This window comes from Labrys sp. Lb11, from assembly GCF_057554225.1.
The window spans coordinates 224,815-249,432 of record NZ_BAAJOT010000010.1 but is presented as its reverse complement, the minus strand read 5'-3'; the positions used below and the strand labels follow the sequence as shown (position 1 = coordinate 249,432).

At 71.9% G+C, this 24,618-nt stretch carries 21 protein-coding genes; 20 read left to right on the top strand and 1 reads right to left on the bottom strand.

Translation table 11 applies throughout. The features are described 5' to 3' along the window. Window positions 1-16 precede the first annotated feature (16 nt). The 7 genes from AC27L4_RS31500 (at window position 17) to AC27L4_RS31470 (ending at window position 6,716) form a co-directional block, all read left to right on the top strand. Window positions 17-1,402 carry an aspartate aminotransferase family protein gene (locus AC27L4_RS31500; protein WP_487146638.1) on the top strand — a complete coding sequence of 462 codons (1,386 nt, stop codon included), beginning with the start codon at window positions 17-19 and terminating at the stop codon, window positions 1,400-1,402. A 10-nt stretch (window positions 1,403-1,412) separates the two neighbouring features. After that, entirely contained in the window at window positions 1,413-2,279 is an 867-nt protein-coding gene (locus AC27L4_RS31495; RefSeq protein WP_487146637.1) for a 5-oxoprolinase subunit B family protein, read from the top strand. A 2-nt stretch (window positions 2,280-2,281) separates the two neighbouring features. Then, entirely contained in the window at window positions 2,282-3,256 is a 975-nt protein-coding gene (locus AC27L4_RS31490) for a 5-oxoprolinase subunit C family protein (protein ID WP_487146636.1), read from the top strand. 19 nt (window positions 3,257-3,275) lie between these two features. Then, window positions 3,276-3,512 (top strand): acetyl-CoA carboxylase, encoded by a 237-nt coding sequence (locus AC27L4_RS31485; RefSeq protein ID WP_487146635.1) that lies wholly within the window; start codon window positions 3,276-3,278, stop codon window positions 3,510-3,512. Between the two features lie 4 nt (window positions 3,513-3,516). Then, window positions 3,517-4,863 (top strand): acetyl-CoA carboxylase biotin carboxylase subunit, encoded by a 1,347-nt coding sequence (locus AC27L4_RS31480; RefSeq protein ID WP_487146634.1) that lies wholly within the window; start codon window positions 3,517-3,519, stop codon window positions 4,861-4,863. Window positions 4,864-4,918: 55 nt separating this feature from the next. Beyond that, a complete protein-coding gene (locus tag AC27L4_RS31475; RefSeq protein WP_487146633.1) occupies window positions 4,919-5,497 on the top strand; it encodes a biotin transporter BioY in 579 nt (192 codons plus the stop codon). Window positions 5,498-5,738: 241 nt separating this feature from the next. Next, window positions 5,739-6,716: a threonine ammonia-lyase gene (locus AC27L4_RS31470; RefSeq protein WP_487146631.1), complete on the top strand. Its 978-nt coding sequence runs from the start codon at window positions 5,739-5,741 to the stop codon at window positions 6,714-6,716. Between the two features lie 123 nt (window positions 6,717-6,839). On the opposite strand, the gene AC27L4_RS31465 is transcribed toward AC27L4_RS31470, so the two are convergent. Beyond that, window positions 6,840-7,760 carry a LysR family transcriptional regulator gene (locus AC27L4_RS31465; protein WP_487146630.1) on the bottom strand — a complete coding sequence of 307 codons (921 nt, stop codon included), beginning with the start codon at window positions 7,758-7,760 and terminating at the stop codon, window positions 6,840-6,842. Window positions 7,761-7,867: 107 nt separating this feature from the next. On the opposite strand from AC27L4_RS31465, the gene AC27L4_RS31460 reads away from it, so the two are divergent. The 13 genes from AC27L4_RS31460 (at window position 7,868) to AC27L4_RS31400 (ending at window position 24,539) form a co-directional block, all read left to right on the top strand. Continuing rightward, complete coding sequence (locus AC27L4_RS31460) at window positions 7,868-9,319, top strand: aldehyde dehydrogenase family protein (RefSeq protein ID WP_487146629.1); 1,452 nt, start codon at window positions 7,868-7,870, stop codon at window positions 9,317-9,319. Between the two features lie 2 nt (window positions 9,320-9,321). Beyond that, on the top strand, window positions 9,322-10,377 hold the full coding sequence (locus AC27L4_RS31455; RefSeq protein WP_487146628.1) for a membrane dipeptidase: 1,056 nt from the start codon (window positions 9,322-9,324) through the stop codon (window positions 10,375-10,377). Then, window positions 10,374-12,809 (top strand): DUF3726 domain-containing protein, encoded by a 2,436-nt coding sequence (locus AC27L4_RS31450; protein WP_487146627.1) that lies wholly within the window; start codon window positions 10,374-10,376, stop codon window positions 12,807-12,809. The genes AC27L4_RS31455 and AC27L4_RS31450 overlap by 4 nt, the downstream gene beginning before the upstream one ends. A gap of 10 nt (window positions 12,810-12,819) precedes the next feature. After that, window positions 12,820-13,827, top strand: a complete 1,008-nt coding sequence (locus AC27L4_RS31445; protein WP_487146626.1) for an Ldh family oxidoreductase — start codon at window positions 12,820-12,822, stop codon at window positions 13,825-13,827. A gap of 48 nt (window positions 13,828-13,875) precedes the next feature. Beyond that, the gene (locus tag AC27L4_RS31440; RefSeq protein WP_487146624.1) at window positions 13,876-15,066 is read left to right on the top strand and encodes an ABC transporter substrate-binding protein; all 1,191 of its coding nucleotides are present in this window, start codon (window positions 13,876-13,878) and stop codon (window positions 15,064-15,066) included. Between the two features lie 59 nt (window positions 15,067-15,125). Beyond that, window positions 15,126-16,013, top strand: a complete 888-nt coding sequence (locus tag AC27L4_RS31435; RefSeq protein WP_487146623.1) for a branched-chain amino acid ABC transporter permease — start codon at window positions 15,126-15,128, stop codon at window positions 16,011-16,013. Continuing rightward, complete coding sequence (locus tag AC27L4_RS31430) at window positions 16,010-16,723, top strand: ABC transporter ATP-binding protein (RefSeq protein WP_487146622.1); 714 nt, start codon at window positions 16,010-16,012, stop codon at window positions 16,721-16,723. Before AC27L4_RS31435 ends, AC27L4_RS31430 begins: the two co-directional genes overlap by 4 nt. Next, window positions 16,720-17,466: an ABC transporter ATP-binding protein gene (locus AC27L4_RS31425; protein WP_487146621.1), complete on the top strand. Its 747-nt coding sequence runs from the start codon at window positions 16,720-16,722 to the stop codon at window positions 17,464-17,466. The genes AC27L4_RS31430 and AC27L4_RS31425 overlap by 4 nt, the downstream gene beginning before the upstream one ends. Then, the gene (locus AC27L4_RS31420) at window positions 17,463-18,461 is read left to right on the top strand and encodes a branched-chain amino acid ABC transporter permease (protein WP_487146620.1); all 999 of its coding nucleotides are present in this window, start codon (window positions 17,463-17,465) and stop codon (window positions 18,459-18,461) included. The genes AC27L4_RS31425 and AC27L4_RS31420 overlap by 4 nt, the downstream gene beginning before the upstream one ends. A 167-nt stretch (window positions 18,462-18,628) precedes the next feature. After that, window positions 18,629-19,690 (top strand): HlyD family secretion protein, encoded by a 1,062-nt coding sequence (locus AC27L4_RS31415; RefSeq protein ID WP_487146619.1) that lies wholly within the window; start codon window positions 18,629-18,631, stop codon window positions 19,688-19,690. After that, window positions 19,690-22,026, top strand: a complete 2,337-nt coding sequence (locus tag AC27L4_RS31410) for an ABC transporter permease (RefSeq protein ID WP_487146618.1) — start codon at window positions 19,690-19,692, stop codon at window positions 22,024-22,026. Before AC27L4_RS31415 ends, AC27L4_RS31410 begins: the two co-directional genes overlap by 1 nt. Then, complete coding sequence (locus AC27L4_RS31405) at window positions 22,019-22,996, top strand: HlyD family secretion protein (protein WP_487146617.1); 978 nt, start codon at window positions 22,019-22,021, stop codon at window positions 22,994-22,996. Before AC27L4_RS31410 ends, AC27L4_RS31405 begins: the two co-directional genes overlap by 8 nt. Window positions 22,997-23,036: 40 nt before the next feature. Beyond that, window positions 23,037-24,539: a cyclic nucleotide-binding domain-containing protein gene (locus tag AC27L4_RS31400; protein WP_487146615.1), complete on the top strand. Its 1,503-nt coding sequence runs from the start codon at window positions 23,037-23,039 to the stop codon at window positions 24,537-24,539. The last annotated feature ends 79 nt before the right edge of the window (window positions 24,540-24,618 follow it).

Here is a 24,618-nt window from a genome sequence, read left to right as displayed (position 1 = left end):
CTGGAGACTTCGCGTGATGGATATCGCCGGTTCCAATTCGCTTGCGAATGCGGACATCGTTTCGGTTCTGCATCCCTATACCGACGCCCGCGCGCATGAGGCCAGCGGCCCGCTGATCATCGACCGCGGCAAGGGCATCTATGTCTACGACTCGCAGGGCAGGGAATACATCGAAGGCCTTGCCGGGCTCTGGTCGGTCGCGGTCGGCTTCGAGGAGCCGCGCCTGGTCGAGGCGGCGGCCCGACAGATGAGCCGCCTGCCCTACTACCACATCTTCAGCCACAAGGCGCACGAGCCCTCGGTGCGCCTGGCCGAGACGCTGGTCGAGATGACGCCGGCGAACCTCACGCGCGTCTTCTTCACCTCCTCCGGATCGGAGGCCAACGACACCGTCGTCAAGATGGTGTGGTACATGAACAACGCGCTGGGCCGGCCGAGGAAGAAGACGTTCCTGGCCCGGAACAAGGCCTATCACGGCATCACCGTCGCGTCCGGCTCCCTCACCGGCCTGCCGAACAATCATCGCGACTTCGACCTGCCGGCGATCCCGGTCCGCCACCTGACATGCCCGCATTTCTACCGCTTCGGCGCGGAGGGCGAGAGCGAGGCGGAGTTCACGGCCCGGCTGATCGCCGAGGCCGAAAGCGTCATCCTGGAGGAAGGGCCCGAGACGATCGCCGCCTTCATCGGCGAGCCGCTCATGGCGGCGGGCGGGGTCATGCCGCCGCCCGCCGGATACTGGCAAGGCATCGAGGCGCTCTGCCGCAAATACGATATCCTCCTGGTGGCGGACGAGGTCATCAACGGCTTCGGCCGGCTCGGCTCGAGCTTCGGCGCGGTCCACTACGGCTTCACCCCCGACATCATGGTGACGTCCAAGCAGATCACCTCCTCCTACATGCCGCTGGCGGCCGTGATCTTCTCGGAGGCGATCTACGACGCCATCGCCGACAACACCGCCCGGATCGGCACCTTCGGGCACGGCTTCACCGCCTCGGGCCATCCGGTCGCGACCGCCGTGGCGCTCGAAAACCTCGCCATCATCAAGGAGCGCGACCTGTTCGGCAACGCCGCCCGCGTCGGCAAGGTCTTCCAGGACAGGCTCGCGGCGTTCGCCGACCACCCGCTGGTCGGCGAGGTCCGCGGCGCCGGCCTCATCGCCGGGCTGGAGCTCGTCGCGGACAAGGCGTCGAAACGGTCTTTCGCGCCGTTCGGCAAGCTCGGCCTGGCCGCCTTCGCGGCCGGCCACGACAACGGCCTGATCGTGCGTGCGATCGGCGACACCGTGGCGCTGTGCCCGCCGCTGATCATCACCGAGGAACAGGTCGACGACCTGGCGGTGCGGCTCGGCCGGACACTGGACCAGGTGGCGACCGAGCTGCCGTCGCTTCAACTGAGCTGAGGAACCCGCGATGGCGATCTACGAGCAGCCCCGCTTCCTGCCGGCCGGAGACCGCTACGTGCTGGTCGAGTTCGGCAACGAGATGAATCTCGACCTCAACTTCCTGGCCCAGGGGCTGGCCTCGGCCGTGGCGCAGGCCCGGATCGACGGCATCGTCGAAACGGCGCCGTGCTTCGCCTCGCTTCTGGTTCACTACGAGCCGGAGACGATGACCTTCGACGACGTCTGCGCCGTGCTGATCGAGCTGATGGGGTCGCTGGGCAAGTCGGAGGATATCGAGCTGTCGAGTCGGCTCTTCTATCTTCCGGTCCTCTACCTCGATCCGTGGACGGCGGCCTGCGTCGAGGACTATTGCGCCAGGATCGCCAAGAAGGTCCCCGACCCGGAACTGCTGGTCCGGGAGAACGGGCTCGAGGACGTCGACCACCTCGTCCGCCTGCACTCCTCGTCCGAATACTGGGTCGCCTCGCTGGGCTTCTGGCCGGGCCTGCCCTTCCTGATGCCGCTCGATCCGCGCGCCCGGCTGACGGCGCCGAAATACAATCCCCCGCGCACCAACACGCCGCAGGGGGCGATCGGGCTCGGCGGCGCCGCCAACTCGATCTATCCCGTCGCGACGCCGGGCGGCTACCAGATCTTCGGCCGCACGCCGGTGCCCATCTGGGACGATACCGGCAAGCGCCGGGGCTTCGACGGCGATCTCTGCCTGTTCCGCCCCGGCGACCGTATCCGCTTCGTGCCGGTGACCCGCGAGGAATACGACGCGGTCGAGGCCAGGGTGAACGAGAACAAATACGACGTGACGGTGGTCGAATACCAGAAATTCGTCGTTCGGGACTACAAGTCCTGGACGGACCGTGTCTCGAAGGGAGCCTGACGATGATCGAAGTGATCAAGCCGGGCCTCGAAACGTCCATTCAGGACTATCCGGGCCGCATCGGTTACTGGAACCAGGGCTTCCCGCCCTCGGGTCCGATGGACAGCTGGTCGTTCCGCATGGCCAACATCCTGGTCGGCAACGCCGCCGGCGCCGCGGCCCTGGAATGCCAGTTCCTCGGCCCGACGCTGAAATTCCAGGGCGACACCGTCATCGCCGTCGCCGGAGCCGACATGAAGCCGGCGCTCGACGGCGAGCCGGTGCCGCTGTGGCAGTCCGTCGCCGTCCGGGCCGGCCAGGTGCTGGTCCTCGGGGCGGCCCGGCTCGGCGCCCGGGCCTATGTCGCCGTCGCCGGCGGCTTCGCCAACGAGGAGAAGCTCGGCTCGCGCGCCACCTTCAACAAGGCCGGCGTCGGCGGCATCGACGGGCACAGCATCAAGGCCGGGCAGATCCTGCCGGTTTTCGACGCCGGCGGCACGGCCGGCATGATGGTGCCCGAGGCGCTGCGGCCCGTGATCCGCACGGACCGGCGCTGGGACGTCGAGGTCTGCGCCGGCCCCAACGACGACTGGATCGACGCCGCCGGGCAAGAGCGCTTCCTGTCCTCGGACTGGACGCTTTCGGCCAAGTCCGACCGCACGGGCTTCCGCCTGGAGGGGCCGGAATGGACCTTCGCCGAGAAGGCCACGAACAAGCCGAAGGAGCACGGCTCCCTGCCCTCCAACATCATCGACCACGGCTATCCGCTCGGCGCCATCAACCTGGCCGGCCAGACGCCGATCATCCTGGTCAATGACGGCCCGTCGATGGGTGGTTTCATCAACCCCTACACGGTGCCCTCGGCCGCCTTCCACAAGCTGGCGCAGGCCAAGCCCGGGGAGGCGCTGCGGTTCCGCCAGGTGAGCGTGACCGAGGCCCAGGCCCTCGCGGCCGCCATCAAGAACCGGTGCGTGCCGGGCAACCTGATCAAGCTTTGAATCGAGCGAGGTACGACCGATGCCCAGCCAAATTCTCGCCCCCCTGCCCGGCGTGTTCTACCGGCAGCCCGCCCCCGACCAGCCCCCGTTCAAGGAGGCCGGCGATGCGGTCGGCCCCGGCGAGACGCTCGGGCTCGTCGAGGCAATGAAGTCGTTCTTCCCCGTCGAGGCGGAGACGGCCGGAACGCTTCTCCGCTTCCTGGTGGAAAGCGGCGATGTCGTCGACGCCGACCAGCCGATCGCCGAGATCGAATAGCGCCATGGCCATCCGGAAGCTGTTCATCGCCAATCGCGGCGAGATCGCCGTCCGCATCAACCGCGCCGCCCGGAGCCTGGGCATTGCCACGGTCCAGGCGGCGAGCGAGGCCGACACCGACATGCTCGCCTGCCGGATGGCGGACGAGGTCGCGGTGCTCGGCCCGCCCAGGGCGACCGAGTCCTACCTCGCCGTGCCGAAGGTCATCGAGGCGATCAAGGCGCACGGCGCGGATGCGGTGCATCCGGGCTATGGTTTCCTCTCCGAGAATGCCGCCTTCGTGGCGGCGGTGGAGGCGGCCGGCATCACCTTCGTCGGCCCCCGTTCGGAGACGATCGCGCGCATGGGCGACAAGGCAACCGCGCGGGCCGAGGCCCTGGCGGCCGGCGTGCCGGTCGTGCCCGGCAGCGACGGCCGCATCGACGGCCTGGACGAGGCGTTCCGGACCGCCGACCGCATCGGCTATCCCGTCATGATCAAGGCCAGCGCCGGCGGCGGCGGACGCGGCATCCGCGTCGCGCACGATGCCGGGGAGCTGGAGAAGCTGATCCCGCAGGCCATGGCGGAAGCCGCCGCGGCGTTCGGCGACGACGGCCTCTACATGGAGCGCTACATCGCCCGGGCCCGGCACATCGAAGTGCAGATCTTCGGCGACGGCGAGAGTGTCATCCATCTGTTCGAGCGCGAGTGCTCCTTGCAGCGCAAGCGCCAGAAGGTCTGGGAGGAAGGCCCGTCGGCCGCGCTGTCGCCCGCCACCCGGGCGGCGCTGCTCGCTTCGGCCACCGCCCTGGCGAACCGGGTGGGATACCGCAGCGCGGGCACGCTCGAATATCTCTACGACGACGCGACCGGCGAGTTCTTCTTCATCGAGATGAACACCCGCATCCAGGTCGAGCACCCTGTCACAGAGGCGATCACCGGCTTCGATCTGGTAGAGGCGCAGTTGCGCATCGCCGGCGGAGAAAAGCTCTGGCTGTCGCAGAACGATCTGGCCTGCCGGGGCCACGCGATCGAGGTGCGCATCAACGCCGAGAACCCGGCGAAGCGGTTCATGCCCTCGCCTGGAACGGTGACGGCCTTTGTGCCGCCGCCCGACGCGCGCTTCGACACGCTGCTCTACGAAGGCTGCCGGATCGTGCCCTTCTACGATTCGCTCGTCGGCAAGCTGATCGTGCACGGCGAGACCCGTGCCGAGGCGCTCGGGCGGCTGGAGGCCTCGCTGAAGGGGCTGACGATCGAGGGCATCCACACGACGGTGCCGCTGCACATGGAATTGGTGCGCGCGCCCGACGTCGTCTCGGGCGCCGTCAGCACGGCCTGGCTCGAGGCCTGGATGGACCGGAAACACTGAGCGGAGGGCCGAAGCGCCGCCGCCGATCAAGCAGGATCCCGCTGGAGAGACGTCCATGAGCATGACCAGACCGGCCTCGGCCCCCGCCTTCGCCGCCTTCGACATCCGCAGCCTGTCCCCCGCCGGCCGCGTCGGCGCCGTGTTCGCCGGGACGCTGGTGCTGGCGGTCTCCTCCCACATCGCCGTGCCGATGGTGCCGGTGCCGATGACGCTGCAGACGCTCGCCGTCACCCTGCTGGGCGCGCTCTACGGCTGGCGGCTCGGGGCGGCGACCGTCGTGGCCTGGCTGCTGCAAGGCGCCGCGGGCCTGCCGGTCTTCGCCGGCGGCGGCGGCCTGCCCTACTTCGCCGGCCCCACCGCGGGATACCTGCTCGCCTTCCCCCTCGTGGCCGCGCTGGTGGGCTGGCTCGTCGAGCGCGGCTGGAACGGCCGCCGCACCGGCCTGGCCTTCCTCGCCATGCTGCTCGGCAATGCGGCTTGCCTCGTCCTCGGCGCGGCCTGGCTTGCGGTGACGGCCGGCATCGGGCCGGCGGTCGCCCTGGGCGTGACGCCGTTCCTGCTGGGAGGCCTGGTGAAATCCGCCCTCGGCGCCGCGCTGCTGCGCGTCCTGACCCGGCAGGGCCGGAGCGCCTGAGCCGGCCCTGCGCCCGGGATCGCCCCGGACGCACCGGCGGCGGAAGCCATGCCGCCGACGCCGCCTCGCGAACCGTCTCCGTGCTTCCCGCGACGTGCGGCAGGCGCGCCCCGGCCCGCTTCGCCGGGCTGGCGCGACGGCCGCGGCGCCGCATTCCGCAATTGCTGAATCGCCCTGCAGGCACCACGCTGGGCGCCGCGGCGGCGGACGCCGGAGTCGCGGCGCGGACAGGGAGACGGACATGCCGACCTTTTCGACCATCACGGCCGCGCGCCAGCGCATCGCCGGCTGGATCAGGACCACGCCGCTGGTCGAAAGCGACGAGCTGAACGCGCGTCTCGGCGGCCGCCTGCTCGTCAAGCTGGAGCCGCTGCAGCGGGGCGGGTCGTTCAAGATCCGCGGCGCGCTGAGCGCCCTGACGGCGCTGCCGGAGGAGGCGCGCGCCCGGGGCGTCATCGCCTTCTCGTCCGGCAACCATGCCATAGCGGTCGCCACGGCCGCCCGGCTGCTCGGCACGCGCGCCGTCGTGGTGATGCCGGCCGATGCGCCGGCGGCGAAGCTGGAGCGCACGAGGGTCAACGGCGCGGAGGTCGTGACCTATGACCGCATGACCGAGGACCGCGAGGCGATCTGCGCCGGGATCGCGGTGGAGCGCGGCCTCGCCACGATCAAGCCCTTCGACGACCCGATGGTCATCGCCGGACAGGGGACGATCGCGGTGGAGATCACCGAGCAGGCGGACGGGCTCGGCGCCCGGCTCGACACGCTCGTCGTGCCCTGCAGCGGCGGCGGCCTTGCCGCCGGCTGCGCGCTGGCGCTCTCCGCCCTGTCGCCCCGGACGCGGCTGCTGACGGCCGAGCCGGAGGATTTCGACGACATGGCGCGCTCGCTTGAAACCGGCGTGCCGGCGGAAAACCGGCTGGTGGCGGGCTCGATCTGCGACGCGCTGATGGCCCAGCGCCCGGGCATGCTGACCCTGCCGCTGCTGCGCGCGGCGTCGGCAAGGGGCGTCGTGGCGGGAGATGCCGACGTGCTGGCGGCGATGCGGGTCGCCCTGGAGGCCTTCAAGACGGTGGTGGAGCCGGGCGGCGCGGCCGGGCTGGCGGCGGTGCTCACCGGCGCCGTGCCCCTGGCCGGACGAACGGTCGCGGTGATCTGCTCCGGCGGCAATGTCGATGCCGCCATGCTGCGGCGCGCCCTCGATCAGGGCGCATCCTGACCCTTGCCGCGGAACGGACCCTTCGGGCGGATCGCGGCCCGTTCATGAAAGGCAGCGCCGCAAGGTCCGGGCCATCCTCCGCGCCGAACGGCCGGCGCGGACGGGACGGTCCCGCCCCGCGCGCTACCCGGCCGTATCCGCCTGGGCGACCACGAGGCTGAGCTCGTCGGCGCGGGCCCCGACAGCCCGCCGCAGCGCACGGGCGAAGGCCTCGGTCGCCGGCGAGCTTCGCTCGGTCGCGCGGGTGATCAGGCCGACCGAACGGCGCGCCGCCGGATCCTCGAGCGACACGAAACGGATGTCGGTTTCGGACGCCGGGATCGACAGGCGCGGCAGCACGGTGATGCCGGCGCCGGCACGCACCAGGGCGAGCAGGGACAGCACGTTGTAGACGGTGATCGGCGCCTTGCTGATCAACTGGGCGAACGCGGGTGTGGCGATCAGCCCAGCAATGCCGTTGCCGAGGAAGATGCGGTCGCGCACCGCCTCCCAGCCGACCGGGGCGGAGGCCGCGGCCAGCGGGTCGTCGGCGCGGCAGACGATGCCGAGCGCGTCCTCGAACAGCGGCTCGAACCTGAGGTCGGGACGCGCCCGCCGGATGCTGGCGACGCCGAGCCCGACCTTGCCGGTCTCCACCGCCTCGACGACGGCCTGGGAATCGACGTCGTGCACGTCGATCTCGACGCCCGGATGGTTCCGGCGGAAATCGAGCAGCACCCCGGGCAGGATAGAGACCGCGACCGAGGGCACGCAGGCCAGGTCGACCCGCCCGGTCTGGTTGCGGACGAAGGCCTGCATGGAGGCGACCGCCCGCTCGTAATGCGACAGGACGTCGCTCGCCTGGTCGCGGATGAACTGGCCGGCCAGGGAGAGGCGGTTCTTGCGCTCGGTCTCGAAAAGAGGCACGCCGAGTTCCTCCTCGAAGGTCTTCAGCGCCATGGACACGGTCGAGGGCGTGCGGCCGAGCTTGTCCGCCGCCTCGGTGATGCTGCCGAGATCCGCCACCGTCGTGAACACCCGCAGATTGGCGAGAGAATAGCGCATGAGTCTCCTGCTTCGATTTTTTTGAAATTGTATCAGCATATTTCAAATTGACCGAACATGCCAAGGCGTCTTTGCTGGCAGCGGCTTCGCATGCAGGAGAATGTCGGTTGGCAGCCCAATCCAATTATGTCGGCGGCAGCTGGCTCGAGTCGCAGGACTCGATCGCCAGCATCAATCCCTCCGACCTCTCCGACGAGATCGGGCGCTATGCGCAGGCCGGCCGGGCTGACCTCGACCGGGCCGTCGAGGCGGCGCGGCAGGGACTGGCCGCCTGGTCGCGCACGCCGATCGAGCAGCGCCACAAGGCGCTGACGGCGATCGGCCGCGAGTTGATCGCCCGCTCGGCCGAAATCGGCGAGCTGCTGTCGCGCGAGGAAGGCAAGCCGCGCGCCGAGGGCGTCGGCGAGGTCTGCCGCGCCGGCCAGTTCTTCGAGTTCTATGCCGCCGAATGCCATCGCCAGTACGGCGAGAACGCCGAGAGCGTGCGGCCTGGGATCGATGTCGACGTCCGGCGCGAGCCGGTGGGTGTGGTCGCGGTGATCTCGCCCTGGAACTTCCCGGTCGCCACCGCCAGCTGGAAGATCGCCCCCGCCCTCGCCTATGGCAACGCCGTTATCTGGAAGCCGTCCAACCTGACGCCGGCGGTGGCCTGCGTCCTGGCCGAGATCATCAGCCGGCAGGGACTGCCCGCCGGCGCCTTCAACCTGCTGATGGGATCGGGCGCCACGATCGGCAGCGCCCTGGTCGCGAGCCCGGACATCGACGCCGTCACCCTGACCGGCTCCTACGAGACCGGGCGCGCCGTCGCGGTCGCCTGCGCCCCCAACCTGACCAAGCTGCAGCTGGAGATGGGCTCCAAGAACGCGCTGGTGGTGACGGACGACGCCGAGCTCGACCTGGCGGTGGCCCACGCGGTCAACGGCGCCTTCTTCGGCTCGGGCCAGAAATGCACCGCCTCGTCCCGGCTGATCGTCGACCGCCGCGTGCACGACGCCTTCGTCGAGCGGCTGGTCGCGGCCACGACGGCCCTGCGGGTCGGCCATGCCCTCGACGAGGGCACCCAGATCGGCCCGGTGGTCGATGCCGGCCAGCTCGCGGCGGCGGAGCGCTATGTCGCCATCGGCAAGGCCGAGGGCGCCGAGCTCGCCTGCGGCGGGCAGGCGCTGGAGCGGCGCACCCGCGGCCATTATTTCAGCCCGGCCGTGTTCGTCGGCACAAGCAACGCCATGCGCGTCAACCGCGAGGAGATGTTCGTGCCGATCGCCTGCGTCATCGAGGCCGAGGGCTTCGACCACGCGGTGGAGCTGGTGAACGACACCGAGTACGGCCTGACCGCCGGCATCATCACCCGCTCGCTGGCCCGGGCCAACGCCTTCCGCCAGCGTGCCAGGACCGGCTGCGTCATGGTCAACCTGCCGACCGCCGGCACCGACTACCACGTGCCGTTCGGCGGCCGAAAGCATTCCTCGCACGGTCCGCGCGAGCAGGGGCGTGCGGCGGCGGAGTTCTACACGGCGGTCAAGACCAGCTACATCCACGCGGGCCAGCCGGAGCAATAGCCATGGGTGGGACCAGCCGCGGCGCCATCGTCGACTGCCTGCAGTACTGCAACTACTCGGAGGAGATCTTCCGCGACCTGAGGATCGGCGGCGTCAGCGCCATCCACGTCACCATCTCCTACCACGAGGACTTCCAGGAGACGGTGGAGAACATCATCCGCTGGAACGCCTGGTTCGAGGCGCACCCCGACCTGGTCTTTCCCGGCCGCAGCGCCGCCGACATCCGCCGCGCCCAGGCCGAGGACCGCACCGCCGTGTTCTTCGGCCTGCAGAACTGCTCGCCGATCGAGGACGACATCGGGCTGGTGGCGATCTGCCACACGCTCGGCGTGCGCTTCATGCAGCTCTCCTACAACAACCAGAGCCTGCTGGCCTCCGGCTGCTACGAGGCGAACGACACCGGCATCACCCGCATGGGCCGCGAGGTCATCGCCGAGATGAACCGCGTCGGCATGGTCGTCGACATGTCGCATTCGGGCGGGCTGTCGACCCTGCAGGCGATCGAGCTGTCCCACCGCCCCGTCGCCGTCACCCACGCCAACCCGCATGACTGGCACCCCGTGCCGCGCAACAAGACCGCGGACGTGCTGAAGGCGCTGGCCGAGAGCGGCGGCATGCTCGGCTTCAGCCTCTACCCGCACCATCTGCGCAACGGCAGCGCCTGCAGCCTGGACGAGTTCTGCGCCATGGTCGCCCGCACGGCCGAGACCATGGGCGTCGCCAGCCTCGGCATCGGCTCCGACCTCTGCCAGGGCCAGCCCGACCGGGTGGTGGAGTGGATGCGCCGGGGCACCTGGACCAAGGTGCCGCTCGATCCGGCCGAACGGATCGCCTTCCCCCGGCAGCCCGGCTGGTTCGCCTCCAACCGCGATTTCCCGAAGGTCGCGGCCGGCCTTGCCCGGGCCGGCTTCTCGCCGGGCGAGGTCGAGGCCATCATGGGCGAGAACTGGGTGCGCTTCTTCGAGCGCTCCTTCACGGCGGATGCCGGGGCCGGCCCGGCTTCCGGCCTCCTGCAGGCCGACGCGGCCCGCGCCGCCGCCCGGAACCTGGCCGGATGACCCCGGCGCCCGCCGCCCCTCCGCAGGCGCCGGCCGCCGCCGGCCCGCTGCCGCTGCGCGCGCCCGACACGGTGATGCGGCTGGCGAGGCTCGGCAGCTTCCACCAGACCCGGCTGAGCTTCATGCGCGCCCTGCTGCGCCGCCTCGCGGCCGGGGGCTGGCAGGTCGCACGCACGCAATGGCAGGTCGACGCCAGGGGCGAGGGCCATGCCGTCTACGAGGCGCGGGGCAACGGCCGGGTCTATGCCCTTGTCGCCTTCGCCCACGACCTCGACCCCGCCAAGCGCACCGACCGGGTCATCGCCGAGGCCTGGGACGCGACCTTCGCGTTGCATGACGGCCCCGTCACCCCGGCCGACATCGAGCGCCTGTCGCGCAACGTGCCCAGGCAGGAGGCCGGCCGCTGCAGCGGCGCCGAGATCGTCCTGGCCCGCGCCAACCGCAGCGTGCGCCTGTTCGACCACGTGGTCGGGCGGCTCGCCGCCGGCCGCCAGCCCGACACCGCCGAGATCGACGCGGTCGGCTACCTCATGCGCACCACCGCCGTCTACGGCAGCGGCAAGTTCGGCCTCGCCGACCACCAGGCCGTCTGCGGCCGGCCCGAGCTCTCCGGCCCCTTCGCCGCCGAGATGCTCACCATCTGGCTGATCCGCGCCTTCACCGTCGACCTCGCCGAGCACCTGGGCCGCCTGCGGGCGCCCGGCACCGCCGTCGCCATGGAGCCCGGGCTGCGCCGCCGGCTCGGCGTCGGCAACTCCACCGGCCTCGGCATGGCTCCGTTCCTGGTCAACCACCCCGCCCTGATCGACCGCTGGATCGGCGCCCGGGAGACGGCGCTGGCGCGGGTGCGCGCCCTCCCCCGCGCCGGGGACCGGGAGATCGCGCAGTTCCGCCGCATGCTGGCGCGCGGCCGGCGCCAGATGGCGGCATGGACCGTCGCGGATGCGGTGCAGGCCGCCCGCGTCGACGGGCTGCGGACCGACCTCGACATCCTCGCCCGCCATGTCGAGACCGCCGACCTCGCCGCCCCTCGCGCCTGGGACCGGCTCTACCGCTTCGCCGAGGACCGGCTCGGGCTGGAAGCCCAGGAGTTCCTGGTGACGCTGCTGCTGGAGCCGCATGGCGCGCTGGTCGACGATCTCGCCGACGCCATGGCCTGCGACGAGGCGCAGGCCTTCGCCATCGACGGGGCCGCCACGCTCGCCGACCTCGCCGCGTCGATCGACGCCGCCTACCGCTATGCGCTGGCCATCGACTTCGACGCGCCCGCCGCCCAGGCGCGCTTCTGGTACGTGTCGGAGGAGAAGCTGGAGCCGCGCCTCGGCGAACGGGCCGAGGAGGACGGCGCCGGCCTCGAGCAGCCTCTGGCGATCGCCCGCGACGTCAAGGCGCTGCGCGAGGCCCTGCGGCACGCGCCCGCCGCCATGCCCCTGGCGGCGTTCCTGGCGCAGCGGCCGGAGTTCCGGCACGTGGCGCGCCGGGTGCAACTCGCGGCGGAGCGCCCCTATGCCGAGATCCGGGACAACCTGATCGACGCCTCGCTGCGGCCGATCGACCTGCTGCGCTGCAAGCTGTCCTTCTTCGGCGCCACCGGCTTCGATCCGCGCTCCGACCGCTGGGTGCGCATCGCCCTGTTCCGCCACGCCCCCTTCCCGGACGAGTTGCACGCGCTCGAGGCGGACGATTGGGCGATCCCGCCGGACGCTCCGGCGCCGCGCCATGCCGGACCGGCCGGCGCCGCTCCGTCCGCGCCCCGGCCCGGGCCGCCGGCACGCGCGGATTTCTCCCTGAACGAGGTCGAGGCGCTGGTGCGCAAGGCGGCGCGCGGCGCCGGCCTGTCCTGGGGCCTGGCCGAGGAGGCCGGCCGATGCGCCGCGACGCTGGCCGGCCACGCCCCGCAGATCCTGCCGGCCCTTGCCGGCGTGCTGGAGGCGCACCGCGCCGGCGAGCTGGCGCCCGGCATCGCGATCGAGGGGCGGCGCTGGCGCGGCGCCGACGACCGGCCGGCGAGCCCGCTGCTGCTCGGCCCGGCACTCGCCGACCATGCCTTCCTGCTGGCGGACGGCGGCCTGCACTGCGCGGGGCCGATCGCGGCTCCCGTGCTGCTGCTGCCCTTCCTCGCCGCGGCCGCCCGCCGGCTCGGCCGCCCGCTGCTCGCCGACACCGGAGCCGCGCCGGTTCTCTGCGCCCCGGACGGCGCGCCGCCGGTCGCGGCGGCGCTCGGCTGGGACGCGACCGCCGCCCGTCTCGACCTGTCGCCGGCGGTCGGCGCCGGTCCTCCCGCTGCGCCGCCGGACGAGGCCCCGCTGCGGGCGACGATGCCGGCCGGCCTTCTCGCCCGCTTCGAGGCGCTGGCGGCGCTGACCTATGTCCCCTCCTCGGAACGGTCGCGGGCGACGGGCGCCGGCGCCGGCCTGAGCGACAACGACTGAGGACACCCCCTTGGACCATACGACCCTGAGCCTTGCCGAGATCGAGGACCTGAGCATCCGGGCGCTGGCCCGCGCCGGCGCCCGCGACGAGGCCGCCCGCTCGCTGGCCCGGGCCGTGGCCGCCGCCGAGGCGGACGGCATCGCCTCGCACGGCCTCGCCTATGTGCCGACCTATTGCGAGCACCTGCTCTGCGGCAAGGTCGACGGCGCGGCGCGGCCGGTCCTGTCCCGGCCCAGACCGGCGGCGGTCGTCGCCGACGCGGCCACCGGCTTCGCCCATCCCGCCATCGACGCCGGCTTCGAGCACCTGGTGGCGCTGGCCCGCGAGACCGGCATTGCCGCCCTCGCCGTGCGCAATTCCTACAATTGCGGCGTCCTCGGCTACCACACCGAACGCCTTGCCGCCCAGGGCCTGCTCGGGCTCGGATTCACCCATGCCCCCGCCTCGATCGCACCGGTGGGCGGGCGCGTGCCCGTGGTCGGCACCAACCCCTTCGCCGTGGCGGCGCCGGGGCCGGACGGCTGCCTGCTCTCGATCGACCAGAGCGCCAGCGTGGTCGCCAAGAGCGAGATCGCCAGGCGCAAGCGCGAAGGCCGCAGCATCCCGCCGGACTGGGCCTTCGGCCCGGACGGCGAGCCCACCACCGATCCGGATCTGGCGCTGAAGGGCACCATGGCGCCCTCGGGCGGCTACAAGGGCGTCGGCGTGGCCCTCATGGTGGAAATCCTCGCCTCGGCCGCGGCCGGCGCCCTTGCCTCGGTCGACGCCAGCCCGTTTTCCGGCCCGGCCGGCGGCCCGCCGCGCACCGGCCAGTTCTTCATCGCCATCGACGCCGCCTCCACCTCCGGCGGCGTCTTCGGCGACCGCATCGCCGCCCTGTTCGCGGCCATCGCCGGCCAGGACGGCACGCGCCCGCCGGGCCTGCGCCGCGCCGAGGCGCGCCGGCGCGCCCAGCGCGACGGCGTCGCCGTCCCCACCACTCTCGTCGAGCGCATCGGCGCGCTCGCCGCTTCGTGAACCGCGGCCCCAGACCGCAGACGCCAACCGGAACCAGAGGACAAAGCCATGACGACCGCCTTCCCCCACCTCTCCCGCCGAACGCTGATGGCCGCCCTCGCCGGCACCGCCGCCGCGGTGCTGCTGCCGACCGCCGGCTCGGCCGCGGACGACATCACCCTCGGCCTCGTCGCGCCGCTGTCCGAGCCGGGCGACGCCCGTTCCGGCGAGGCGATCCGCAAGACCGCCGATCTCTGGGTCAAGCTGACCAACGAGGCCGGCGGCATCGGCGGCCGCCAGGTCAAGCTCGCCGTGTACGACGACCAGGGCAAGGTCGAGGTCGGCGCCGCAGCGATGGAGCGGGCCGTCACCGAGGCCAATGCCTCGGCCATCCTCGGCGTCTGGTCGTCCTCGGTGACGCTGGCGCAGATGGAGGTGGCCAAGGGCTACAATGTGCCGCTGCTCGCCTTCTACTCCTGGTCCGACGACATCACCGCCAAGAACTATCCGCAGGTGTTCCGCATCGGCCCCTACAACAGCCAGATCGCGGCGCAGATGGTGCCCTTCGTCAAGGAGCGCGGATACAGGAAGATCGTCGTCCTGGCCGAGGACACCGCCTACGGGCTCGGCTTCGCCAAGGCCTTCGAGGCCGCCGTCAAGGCGCTGCCCGACGTCTCGCTGGAGGTCGTGCAGTTCCAGGCCCAGACCCAGGACCTGACCGCCCACATGTCCAAGATCGCGGCGGCCAAGCCGGACGTCGTCATCGTCCAGACGGTGTTCGCCGCCACCAACCTGTCGATCAAGCAGGGCCGCGAGGTCGGGCTCAAGGCCGACATCATCACCGGATGGGACTGGCCGCTGCTGCCCGACTTCTGGCCGACCGTCGGGGAGGCCGGCGTCGGCGTGATCTATCCCACCTTCTCCGATGCCTCGATGACCGTAACGCCGGCGGGCCGGCGCTTCATCGACGCCTACAAGGGGGCCTACGGCACCGAGCCGGCGATCTTCCAGTATTATCTGTGGGACAATTTCAACGCCGTGAAGGCGGCCATCGAGGCGAGCGGCTCCTCGGAGCCGGCCAAGCTGGTCGAGGCCCTGCCGAACGTGACGTTCGAGGGCACGATCGGCCCGGTGTTCTTCCGCAACGAGGCCGGGACCGTCAACTTCCACCAGTGGGACAAGTTCGCCATGTTCTTCAAGAAGCTGAACAAGGTGGGCGACGGCGAGGCCGCGGCCGAGCTGGTCTATGTGGTGAAGTAGGCGCGGGCGCCCCGCCGCGGCCGGCTTGCCGGCTGCCGCCCCCATTCCGGAACGAGGACATGGATCAGCTTTTCGTCCAGTCGCTGATGCTGGGCCTGCTGCAGGGCGGGCTCTACGCCCTACTCGCCGTCGGCCTCTCCCTGGTCTTCGGCATCCTGCGGGTGGTGAACTTCGCCCATGGCGAGTTCGCCATGCTCGGCAGCTTCGCGGCCGTCTACGCCGTCTCGACGCTCGGCCTGCCCGTCTGGGTCGGCCTCGTCGCGGCCGCCGCCGCGGGCGCCCTGGTCGCGGTGGCCACCAATGTCCTGGTGCTGCGCCCGATCTATCTCTCGCGCATGCGCCAGAAGGGCGAATACACCATCATCGCCACCTTCATGCTGAGCCAGTTCCTGATCGCCGCGGCGACGCTGCTGTTCGGCACCACCTATCGCAAGCTGCCGGGCCTGTGGGACCGCAACCTCAACTTCTTCGACTATCTCTACCTGTCGGGGAACCGCCTCGTCGCCTTCGGCGCCGCGGTGCTGCTGATCGGCCTGCTGTTCTGGATCGTCTACCGCACCGATCTCGGCCGGGCCTGGCGCGCCCTCACCCAGAGCCCGCTCGGCGCCCTGGTGGTCGGCATCGACGTGCACCGCTATGCCCATTACGCCTTCCTCGTCTCCGGCGCCTTCGCCGGGCTGGCCGCGGCGCTGCTCGCCCCGCTGATGTTCGTCTTCCCCTCCTCCGGCGTCGTCGCCCTGGTCAAGGCGTTCATCGTCGTCATCATCGGCGGCATGGGCTCGATCGGCGGCGCGCTGGTCGCGGGGCTGCTGCTCGGCGTCGTCGAGGTCATGGGCACGATCTACGTCGCCACCGGCTACACCGACGCCTACGGCTTCGCCCTGATGATCGCGGTGCTGCTGCTGCGCCCGGCCGGCCTGTTCGGCAAGATGGGGCGCGCGCTATGAGCCGGCTCGTCCTCGAGGCCACCGGGCTGCGCAAGGCCTTCGGCGGCAACCGCGTCATCGACGGCGTCGACTTCCGCCTGTCGCCAGGCGAGCTGGTCGCCCTGGTCGGCCCGAACGGGGCCGGCAAGACCTCCTTCCTCAACCTGATCTCCGGCCAGTTCCGGCCCAATGCCGGCACGATCCGCATCGACGGTGCCGACGTCACCGGCCTGGAGCCCAAGGCTCCGGCGCGGCGCCGGCTGTTCCGCAGCTTCCAGAACGGCGGCACCTTCGGCAAGCTGACGGCGGCGCAGAACGTCGCCATGGCCGGCCTGGTCCGCGGCATGGGCCGGCGCCAGGCCGAGCAGGCGGCCGTGGAGGCGCTGCAGCGCGTCGGCCTCGGGCCGGTGGCGGACTGGCCGGCCGAGCGGCTCTCCGGCGGCCAGCGCAAGCTCATCGACTTCGCCCGCCTGCTGCTGGCCCGCCCCGCCGTCGGCCTGCTCGACGAGCCGACGGCCGGCGTCAACCCGGCGATCATGGCGGTGATGCGCACCATCATCGCCGACATGCGCGACGCCGGCACCGGCTTCGTCGTCATCAGCCACGACCTGCCCTGGGTGTTCGGCCTGTGCCAGCGCGTCGTCGTGCTGGCGGCCGGGCAGGTGCTCAGCGCCGGCAGCCCGGAGGAGGTGGCGGCGGATCAGAGGGTTCGGGAGGCCTACCTGGCATGAGCGCGGCCATCGAAATCCGCGGCCTGCGCGTCGCCTACGAACGCGACGTCGAGATCCTGCGCGGCGTCGACCTCACCGGCCGCGCCGACGCCATGACCGCCATCATCGGCCCCAACGGCGCCGGCAAGTCGACGCTGCTGAAGGGCGTCGCCGGCGTGGCGCCCGTCACCGGCGGCGAGATCCGCCTCGGCGACCGGCGCATCGAGGGCCTGTCGACGGTGGCGCTGGTGGCGGCGGGGGTCTCCTTCGTGCCGCAGGAACCCTCGGTGTTCGCGCAGATGACCGTGGCGGAGAACCTGCGCCTCGGCGGCTGGCATCGCCGCCGCGACACGGCTTGGCTCGACCGGCGCATCGCCGCCTGCGGCCAGCTGTTCGAGTCGATCCGGCCCCATCTCGATCGCCGCGCCGGGGATCTGTCCGGTGGCCAGCAGAAGCTGGTCGAGATCGCCCGCGGCCTGGTCGCCGAGCCCAGCCTGCTGCTGCTCGACGAGCCGACGGCCGGCCTGAGCCCGGTGATGGTGCGCGAGGTCTATCGCGAGCTGGCGCGGCTGAAGGAACGCCGCTGCGTGACCGTGCTGCTGGTCGAGCAGAACGTGCGCGAGGCGCTCGAGGTTGCCGACCACGTCCATGTGCTGGCCATGGGGCGCAACGACACCGACGGCCCGGCCGCCGACATCGCCGGCCGCCTCGACATGATCGTCCGCAACTGGATGACCCGCGAAGGGTCGGGAGTGGTGTCGTGACAAGGCCCGTGCATCACGCCGTCTGGCTGCTGTTCCTCCTCGCCGGCTTCGCGCTCGCGGCCCTCGGGCTGAGGCCGGCGGTCGCCGACCTCCTGATCCTGTCGGCCTACTACCTGCTGCTCGCCGGCTCCTGGAACCTGCTGGCGGGCTTCGCCGGGCAATATTCCTTCGCCCATGTCGGCCTGGCCGCCGTGGGCGCCTACGGCACGGCCGTTCTGATCCACGGCGCCGGCCTGCCGGGCTGGACGGCGTTCATGCTGATGCCGGCGGCCACGGCGCTCGTCGGCGCCGGCCTCGGCCTGGTGGCGCTGCGCGTGCGCGGCGTGCAGTTGCCCCTGATCACCTTCGCCTTCGCCGGCGCCTTCGCCGTGTTCCTGGCCGCCGCCGCCGACCTCACCGGCGGCTCGATGGGCATGCAGATCCCCAAGCTCGTCCCCGGCTTCGACCGCTCCCCCTACCTCGTGCTCGCCGGCGCGCTGACGGCGCTGTTCTTCATCGTCCAGAACCTGATGCTCGACGGCCGGCTCGGGCTGTTCATGCAGTCGGTGCGCGACGACGAGGAGGTGGCGCGCGGCATCGGCGTCGACATCTTCGGCATGAAGGTCGCCGTCTTCGTCGTCACCGCCGCGATCGCCGGGCTGGCCGGCGCCTTCTACGCCAACTATGTCGGCGTGCTGGCGCCCGGCATGCTGTCCATGGGCGAGATGGGCACGGTGGTGGCGATGGCGGTGATCGGCGGGCTCGGCCATCGCTACGGCGCCCTGGTCGGCGTCGCCGTCATCCGCGTCCTCGAGCATGTCGTCCGCGGCTTCGGCGCGGAATACACGCTGGTGATCATCACCGGCCTGGCGCTGCTGGTGGTGCTGTTCTTCCGCGAGGGCATCGTCGCCTTCGCCGGCAACCGGATCGCCGCCCTGGCGCCGCGGAAGGGCCGCTGGGCCGATACGCGGCCGGCGGACGGCGCGCCGCTCGACAAGGATTCCGTCGGGGCCTGACCCGCCGCGCGTCCCCGGACCGTCAACGGCGGGTTGCGGGAAGCGGCGGGCCGGCCGGCCGAGGAGATCGCGCAGGCGGAGAACGCTCTTTTGCTCGAGCTGCCGCGTCTGCGCGCTGGACAGGACGGCGGATCGACCCCAGGATCGGGTCGATCCGGAGGCGTCGCATGACCGACCTGGCCGAGCCGACCCAATCCAGTCAGGATACGGCTCCCGGACTGCCGCCCGGCGCGCCTCCGGCCCCCAGGGCCTCGAAGGCGGCGGCGATCATCGTCGCCCTCAGCATCGCCGCGATCGTCGGCCTGTCGCTGTGGTACCTCGTCCGCCCCCAGCCCCTGCTGGTCCAGGGCGAGGCGGATGCGACGCGCGTCGACATCGCCGCCCGGGTCGAGGGCCGGATCGGCGAGCGGCCGGTGTCGCGGGGCGACGACGTCGCCGCCGGCCAGGTGCTCGTCACCATCGACAATCCGGAGCTCCTCGCCAGGCTGCGCGAGGCCGAGGCCGCCCGCCGGGTGGCGCAGGCCGATCTCGCCCGGATCGAGGCCGGCACCCGGGCCGAGGTCGTCGCCGAGCGCAAGGCGGCCGAGGCCGCCGCCCAGGCCAACCTGACCCTGTCGCAGCAGACCTACGACCGGACCAAGCAGCTCGCCGAGCGCGACTTCGCCTCGGCCCAGAAGCTCGACGAGGCGACCGCGGCGCTCGACGTCGCCAAGCGCAGCGCCGAACAGGCCAAGCTCGCCTATGAGGAGGCCGTCGCCGGCTACACCGCCGAGGAGCGCGGCGTGGCCAAGGCCGCCGTCGTCAAGGCCGAGGCGGCGATCGCCACGCTCCAGGCCCAGGTCGCGGAGATGACCGTCAAGGCACCGGTGGCGGCGCAGGTCTACCAGATCGGCACCGAGCCCGGCGAATATGTCTCGCCGGGCGTGCCGCTCCTGTCCCTGGTCGACCTCGGCGACGTCTGGCTGCGCTTCGACCTGCGCGAGGATCTGGTCAAGGGCCTCAAGCCCGGCGACCGCTTCACCGTCCGTATCCCGGCGCTCGGCGACGCGGCGGTGCCGGTCGAGGTCCGGACCATCGCCACCCGCGGCGAATATGCCGGCTGGCGCGCCACCCGCGCCACCGGCGACTTCGACTTGCGGACATTCCAGGTGCGGGCCTATCCGGTCGACAGGCTCGCCGGCCTCAGGCCGGGCATGAGCGCCTATGTCGACTGGACCGGGGCACGCTGATGACCGGCGGCCGTCGGGGCGGCATTCTCGACGTCGCGCTGCGCGAGGTGGCCTGGATCTGGCGCGACAGGGTGGCGCTGCTGCTGGTGGTCGGCATCCCGCTGATCGCCTTCTCCATCCTGGCGGCGACCTTCGGGAACGCGGTCATCCGCAATCTCAGCGTGGACGTGGTCGACCAGGACCGATCCAGGACCTCGACGACCTTCGTGCAGGCGATCGCCTCGGCCCCCGGCGTCGGCCTGACGCGGCGGTCCGCCGACCTCAGCGGGGCCATGCACGCCGTACGCTCGGGCGAGGCCATCGCCGCAGTCTTCCTGCCCGAGCACCTCGAGCGCGACATCCTGGCCGGGCAGCGGCCCCAGGTCGTCGTCTTCTTCAACAAGCAGTTCTTCACGCCGGGCAACGTTGCCTCCGCCGGGCTGCAGGCCGCCGTCGCGGCGGCGATCGCCGACCTGCCGGCCGCTCCGGCCGGCGCCGGCTTCACGCCGGGCCCCCTGGTGGTCGAGCAATATGTCCTGACCAACCCGGCCCTCAACTACGCCCAGTTCCTGCTGCGGGCCATCCTGCCGACGGTGCTCCACGTCATCATCGCCATCGCCGGGGGCTATGCCGTCGGCTCCGAGTTCGGGTCGCGAAGCCTGCGCGAATGGCTGGCGAGCGCCGGAGACCGCCCCCTCGTCGCACTCCTCGGCAAGCTCGCGCCCTATTTCGGCATCTTCCTGGTGATGATGGCCCTCGGCCTCGGCATCATCCACGGCGCCTTCGCCATCCCGTTCCGCGGCGATCCGGTGATGATGGGCGCCTCCGCCTGCCTCCTGATCGCGGCCTATCTGTCGATGGGGGCGCTGTTCCAGCTCCTGGTGCGCAACCTCGCCTTCGGCCTCAGCCTGACCGGCATCGTCTGCTCACCGGCCTTCGGCTTCGCCGGCGTCGGCTTCCCCGTCCTGGCCATGGGGACCTTCGCCCGCGCCTGGGGCACGATGCTGCCGCTGCGCTGGTACATCCAGCTCCTGTTCGACCAGGCGGCGCGCGGCGTGCCGGTGCAGGATTCGGCCGAGCCGTTCATGATGCTGGGCGGACTGGTCGTCTTCTATTTCGGCATCGCCTGGCTGCGGCTGAGAGCCCTCGCCCGCCGGCCGCATCCCATCCCGGCCGGACCGCCGGTCGCCGAGCCGCCGCAAAGGCCCGGCATCGCCGGGGCCTTCGCGGCCGAGTATGGCCGGGTCCTGCGCGACCGCGGCGCCTTCGGCCTGATCGTCATGGCGCCGCTGATCTACGGCGTGCTCTATCCCCAGCCCTATCTCGGCCAGCTGATCAAGAACATTCCGATCGCCGTCGTCGACGACGACGGGTCCGATCTCAGCCGCACCATCGTCCAGGCGCTCGACGCCGGCGAGGCCGTCCGGGTCGCCGCCCGGCCGACCACCCTGCAGGAGGCGCAGGCGCAGCTCGCGCGCCGCGAGGTGTTCGGCATCGTCGGCATCCCCGCCGGCACCGAGCGCGAGGTGCTCAAGGGCGCGGAGGCCCGGCTGCCCGCCTTCGTCGATTCCGCCTATTTCCTGCTCTACAACCGGACGCTGCAGGGCATCCAGGAGGGCGTGGGCGCGGTCCGGGCCGACCTGGCGGCGCGCAGCGCCCGGCCGGACGGCAGCCTCTACCGGGCGGCGCTGGCGCGCGGCTCGCCCGTCGAGGTGCTGAACCAGCCCCTGTTCAACCCGACGGGCGGCTATGGCAGCTACATCGTGCCGGCCGCGTTCATCCTGATCGTGCAGCAGACGCTGCTGATGGGCTCGGCGACCCTCGGCGGCGTCGCCTTCGAGCAGGGCGGCCTGGGCGCCCGCCGCCGGCGCGGCGCGGCCGCGGCCGTGATCGGCCAGGGCCTCGCCCATCTCATGCTGGCCCTGCCGGGCGCGACGCTCTTCCTCGTCGTTCTGCCGCGGGCCTACGGCTTCTCCGCCAGCGACCGGGTGCTCGACATCCTGGTGATGGCCGTCCCCTTCATCCTCTCGGTCAGCTTCCTAGGCCAGTTCGTCGGCGCCTGGTTCCGGCGGCGCGAGACCGCGGTGCTGCTGTTCATCGCCGTCAGCCTGCCGCTGTTCTTCCTGGTCGGCGTGGCCTGGCCGCCGGAGGCGATCCCGCCGGCGCTGCGGACAGCCAGCTACGTCCTGCCCAGCACGTCGGGGATCGACGGGCTTGTGCGCATCAACCAGATGGGGGCGACGCTGGCCGACGTCTCGAAGGACTGGGCGCGGCTGTGGATCCTGACGGGCGCCTATGCGCTCCTGGCCATCGCCGCCGCCCGCATCGCCACGACAGGGAGGGCTGCGGATGGCTAGAGCGCGGCGTCGCCTCCTGGCCGGACTGGTCGCCGCCGCCGCGATCGCGGCGGGCGTCGTCATCGCCCGGCGGGCACCGGAGCCCGATCCGCCGGCAGCCGGCATGGTCCGGCAGACCGAGATCCGCATCGCGCCGGAGATCACGGGCCGGCTGGCCTCGATCGCGGTCGCGCCCGGCCAACACGTGCGCAAGGGCGACCTGCTCGCCGTGCTCGACAATCCCGACCTCGCGGCGCAGGTCGGCGAGGCGCGGGCGGCCGCAGCCAGCGCCAGGGCCGAGCGGGACCGGGTCTTTTCCGGCGTGCGGCCCGAGGAGGTGGCGATCGCCGCCGAGGCGGTCGCGACCGCCGAGGCCAACCTGCTGCTGGCCCGCCAGCAGAACGACCGCGCCGTCGCCCTGGCGGCCAAGACCTTCGCCAGCCGCCAGCACCTCGACGAGACCATGGCCTCCCTGGCCAAGGCCCAGGCCGACCTCGACCTCAAGCGGGCGCGGGCGGAGGCGTCGCAGCGCGGCCCGACCGCCGAGGAGCGTGCCCTGGCCGATGCCCGCGTCGTGCTGGCCGAGGCGACCCTCGCCGAGCTGGAAGCGCGCCTCGGCAAGGCCCGGCTGACCGCGCCGGTCGACGGCACGATCGGCATCCGCGCCGCCGAGCCCGGCGAGATCATCGGTCCGGGCAAGCCGGTGATGACGCTCGATGTCGAGGGCCGGCGCTGGTTCACCTTCACCCTGCGCGAGGACGGGCTGCGCGGCCTGGCGATCGGCGCGGTCGTGCCGCTGGAGACCCAGGACGGGCGGCGCATCGACGCCCGCCTGACCGAGCTGCGCCCGCTCGGCGAGTTCGCGACCTGGCGGGCGGCCCGCGCCGTCGGCGACCACGACCTCAACGCCTTCCGCCTGCGCTTCGAGCCCGATGGTGCGGCGGAGGGCCTCGAGCCGGGAATGACGGTCTGGCTGTCGAAGCGGACATGACCCGCCCCGCGCGCCCCGCACCCGCCCGCCGGAGGCCGCGATGATCGGCGACGGCGGCATGACGGCCATCATCCTCGATCCCTTCGTCCAGACCGGCGTGCTGGCCGTCGTCGGCGCCCTGGTGACGCGCGTGGCGTTGCGCCATCATCCGACCCGCCGGCTGGCCGGGCAGTTCGTGTTCTTCATGGCGCTGACCGGCCTCCTGCTGTTCCACGGCATCGTGCCCTACGAGACCAGCCCGGACGCATCCAGCCTGCAGCGCGTCTTCATCGGACTGGCGAAGATCATCTGGTGGATCAACGCGGCCTGGTTCCTGATCAGCATCGTGCGCGTCTTCCTGATCTTCGAGCGCACGCCGCGCGAGGGACGGCTGCTGCAGGATCTGGTCGTCGGCGTCATCTATGTCGGGGCGCTGCTCTCGGTCATCGCCTATGTCTTCAATGCCCCGGTCGGCACGCTGATCGCGACGTCGGGCGTCTTCGCCATCATCCTGGGCCTGGCCCTGCAGAGCACGCTGAGCGACGTGTTCTCGGGGATAGCCCTCAATCTCGGCCGTCCCTACGCGATCGGCGACTGGCTGGTGCTCGCCAGCGGCATCGAGGGCCGCGTCGTCGAGACCAACTGGCGTGCGACCCATCTGCTCAACGGCGCCAACGACCTGATCGTCGTCCCCAACAGCGACCTGGCCAAGGCGCGCCTGACCAACCTCAGCAGCCCCGAGCGCAGCCATGGCGTGACGCTGACGGTGCGTTTCCGGCCGACCACCGCGCCGTCGGCGATGGTGGAGGTGATGCGGGCGGTGCTGCTCAGCAGCGACACGATCCTCGCGAGCCCGGAACCGGGCGTGCTGGTGACCGACCTCGACGCGAACGCGGTCACGCTGGAGCTGTCCTTCCGCGTCGTCGACATCGGAGCGGCCGGCCGGGCCAGGAGCGAGATCCTCGACCTGATCTACCGCCACGCCAAGGCGGCCGGGCTGGCGCTCTCGCCGCCCAAGGGCGTGGCCTCGGCGGCGCCGAAGGCCGAGGACGCGGCGCAGCAGGGGCGCACGACGCCGCTGCGCCTGCTCGACGCCATCGCTCTCTTCGCCTCCCTGACCGAGGACGAGAAGGAGACCCTGGCCGCGACCATGACCCCGCGCACCTTCCGAAAGGACGAGGTGCTGGTCGAGCAGGGCGTGGTGCTGGCCTCGCTGATGATCGTGCGCAGCGGCGTCGCCGTCGTCACGCGGCGCGAGGACGCACGGGAGATCGAGCTCGGCCGCCTGGCTCCCGGCAGCTTCTTCGGCGAGAGCGGCCTGCTGACCGGGGCCGGCGAGTCCGGCACCGTCCGGGCCCTGACCTTCGTCGTCGTGTACGAGGTGACCCAGGAGGGCCTGGCGCCGCTGCTGCGCAACCGGCCCGCCATCGCCGAGGAACTCGGCATGCTGCTGGCGCGGCGCACCGCCCGCGAGCAGCACCTGCAGGACCAGGGCGGTCGGCGGGCGGCCATCGAGACGGTGCCGGGCCTGGTCGCCCGCATCCGGCATCTGTTCGACGTCTGACCGCGGGGCCGCCCGCCGTGTCCGGCGCGGCCGGGACGAGGCCGTGCGCGACATCGCGGCGACGCGCAACGGCTATCGG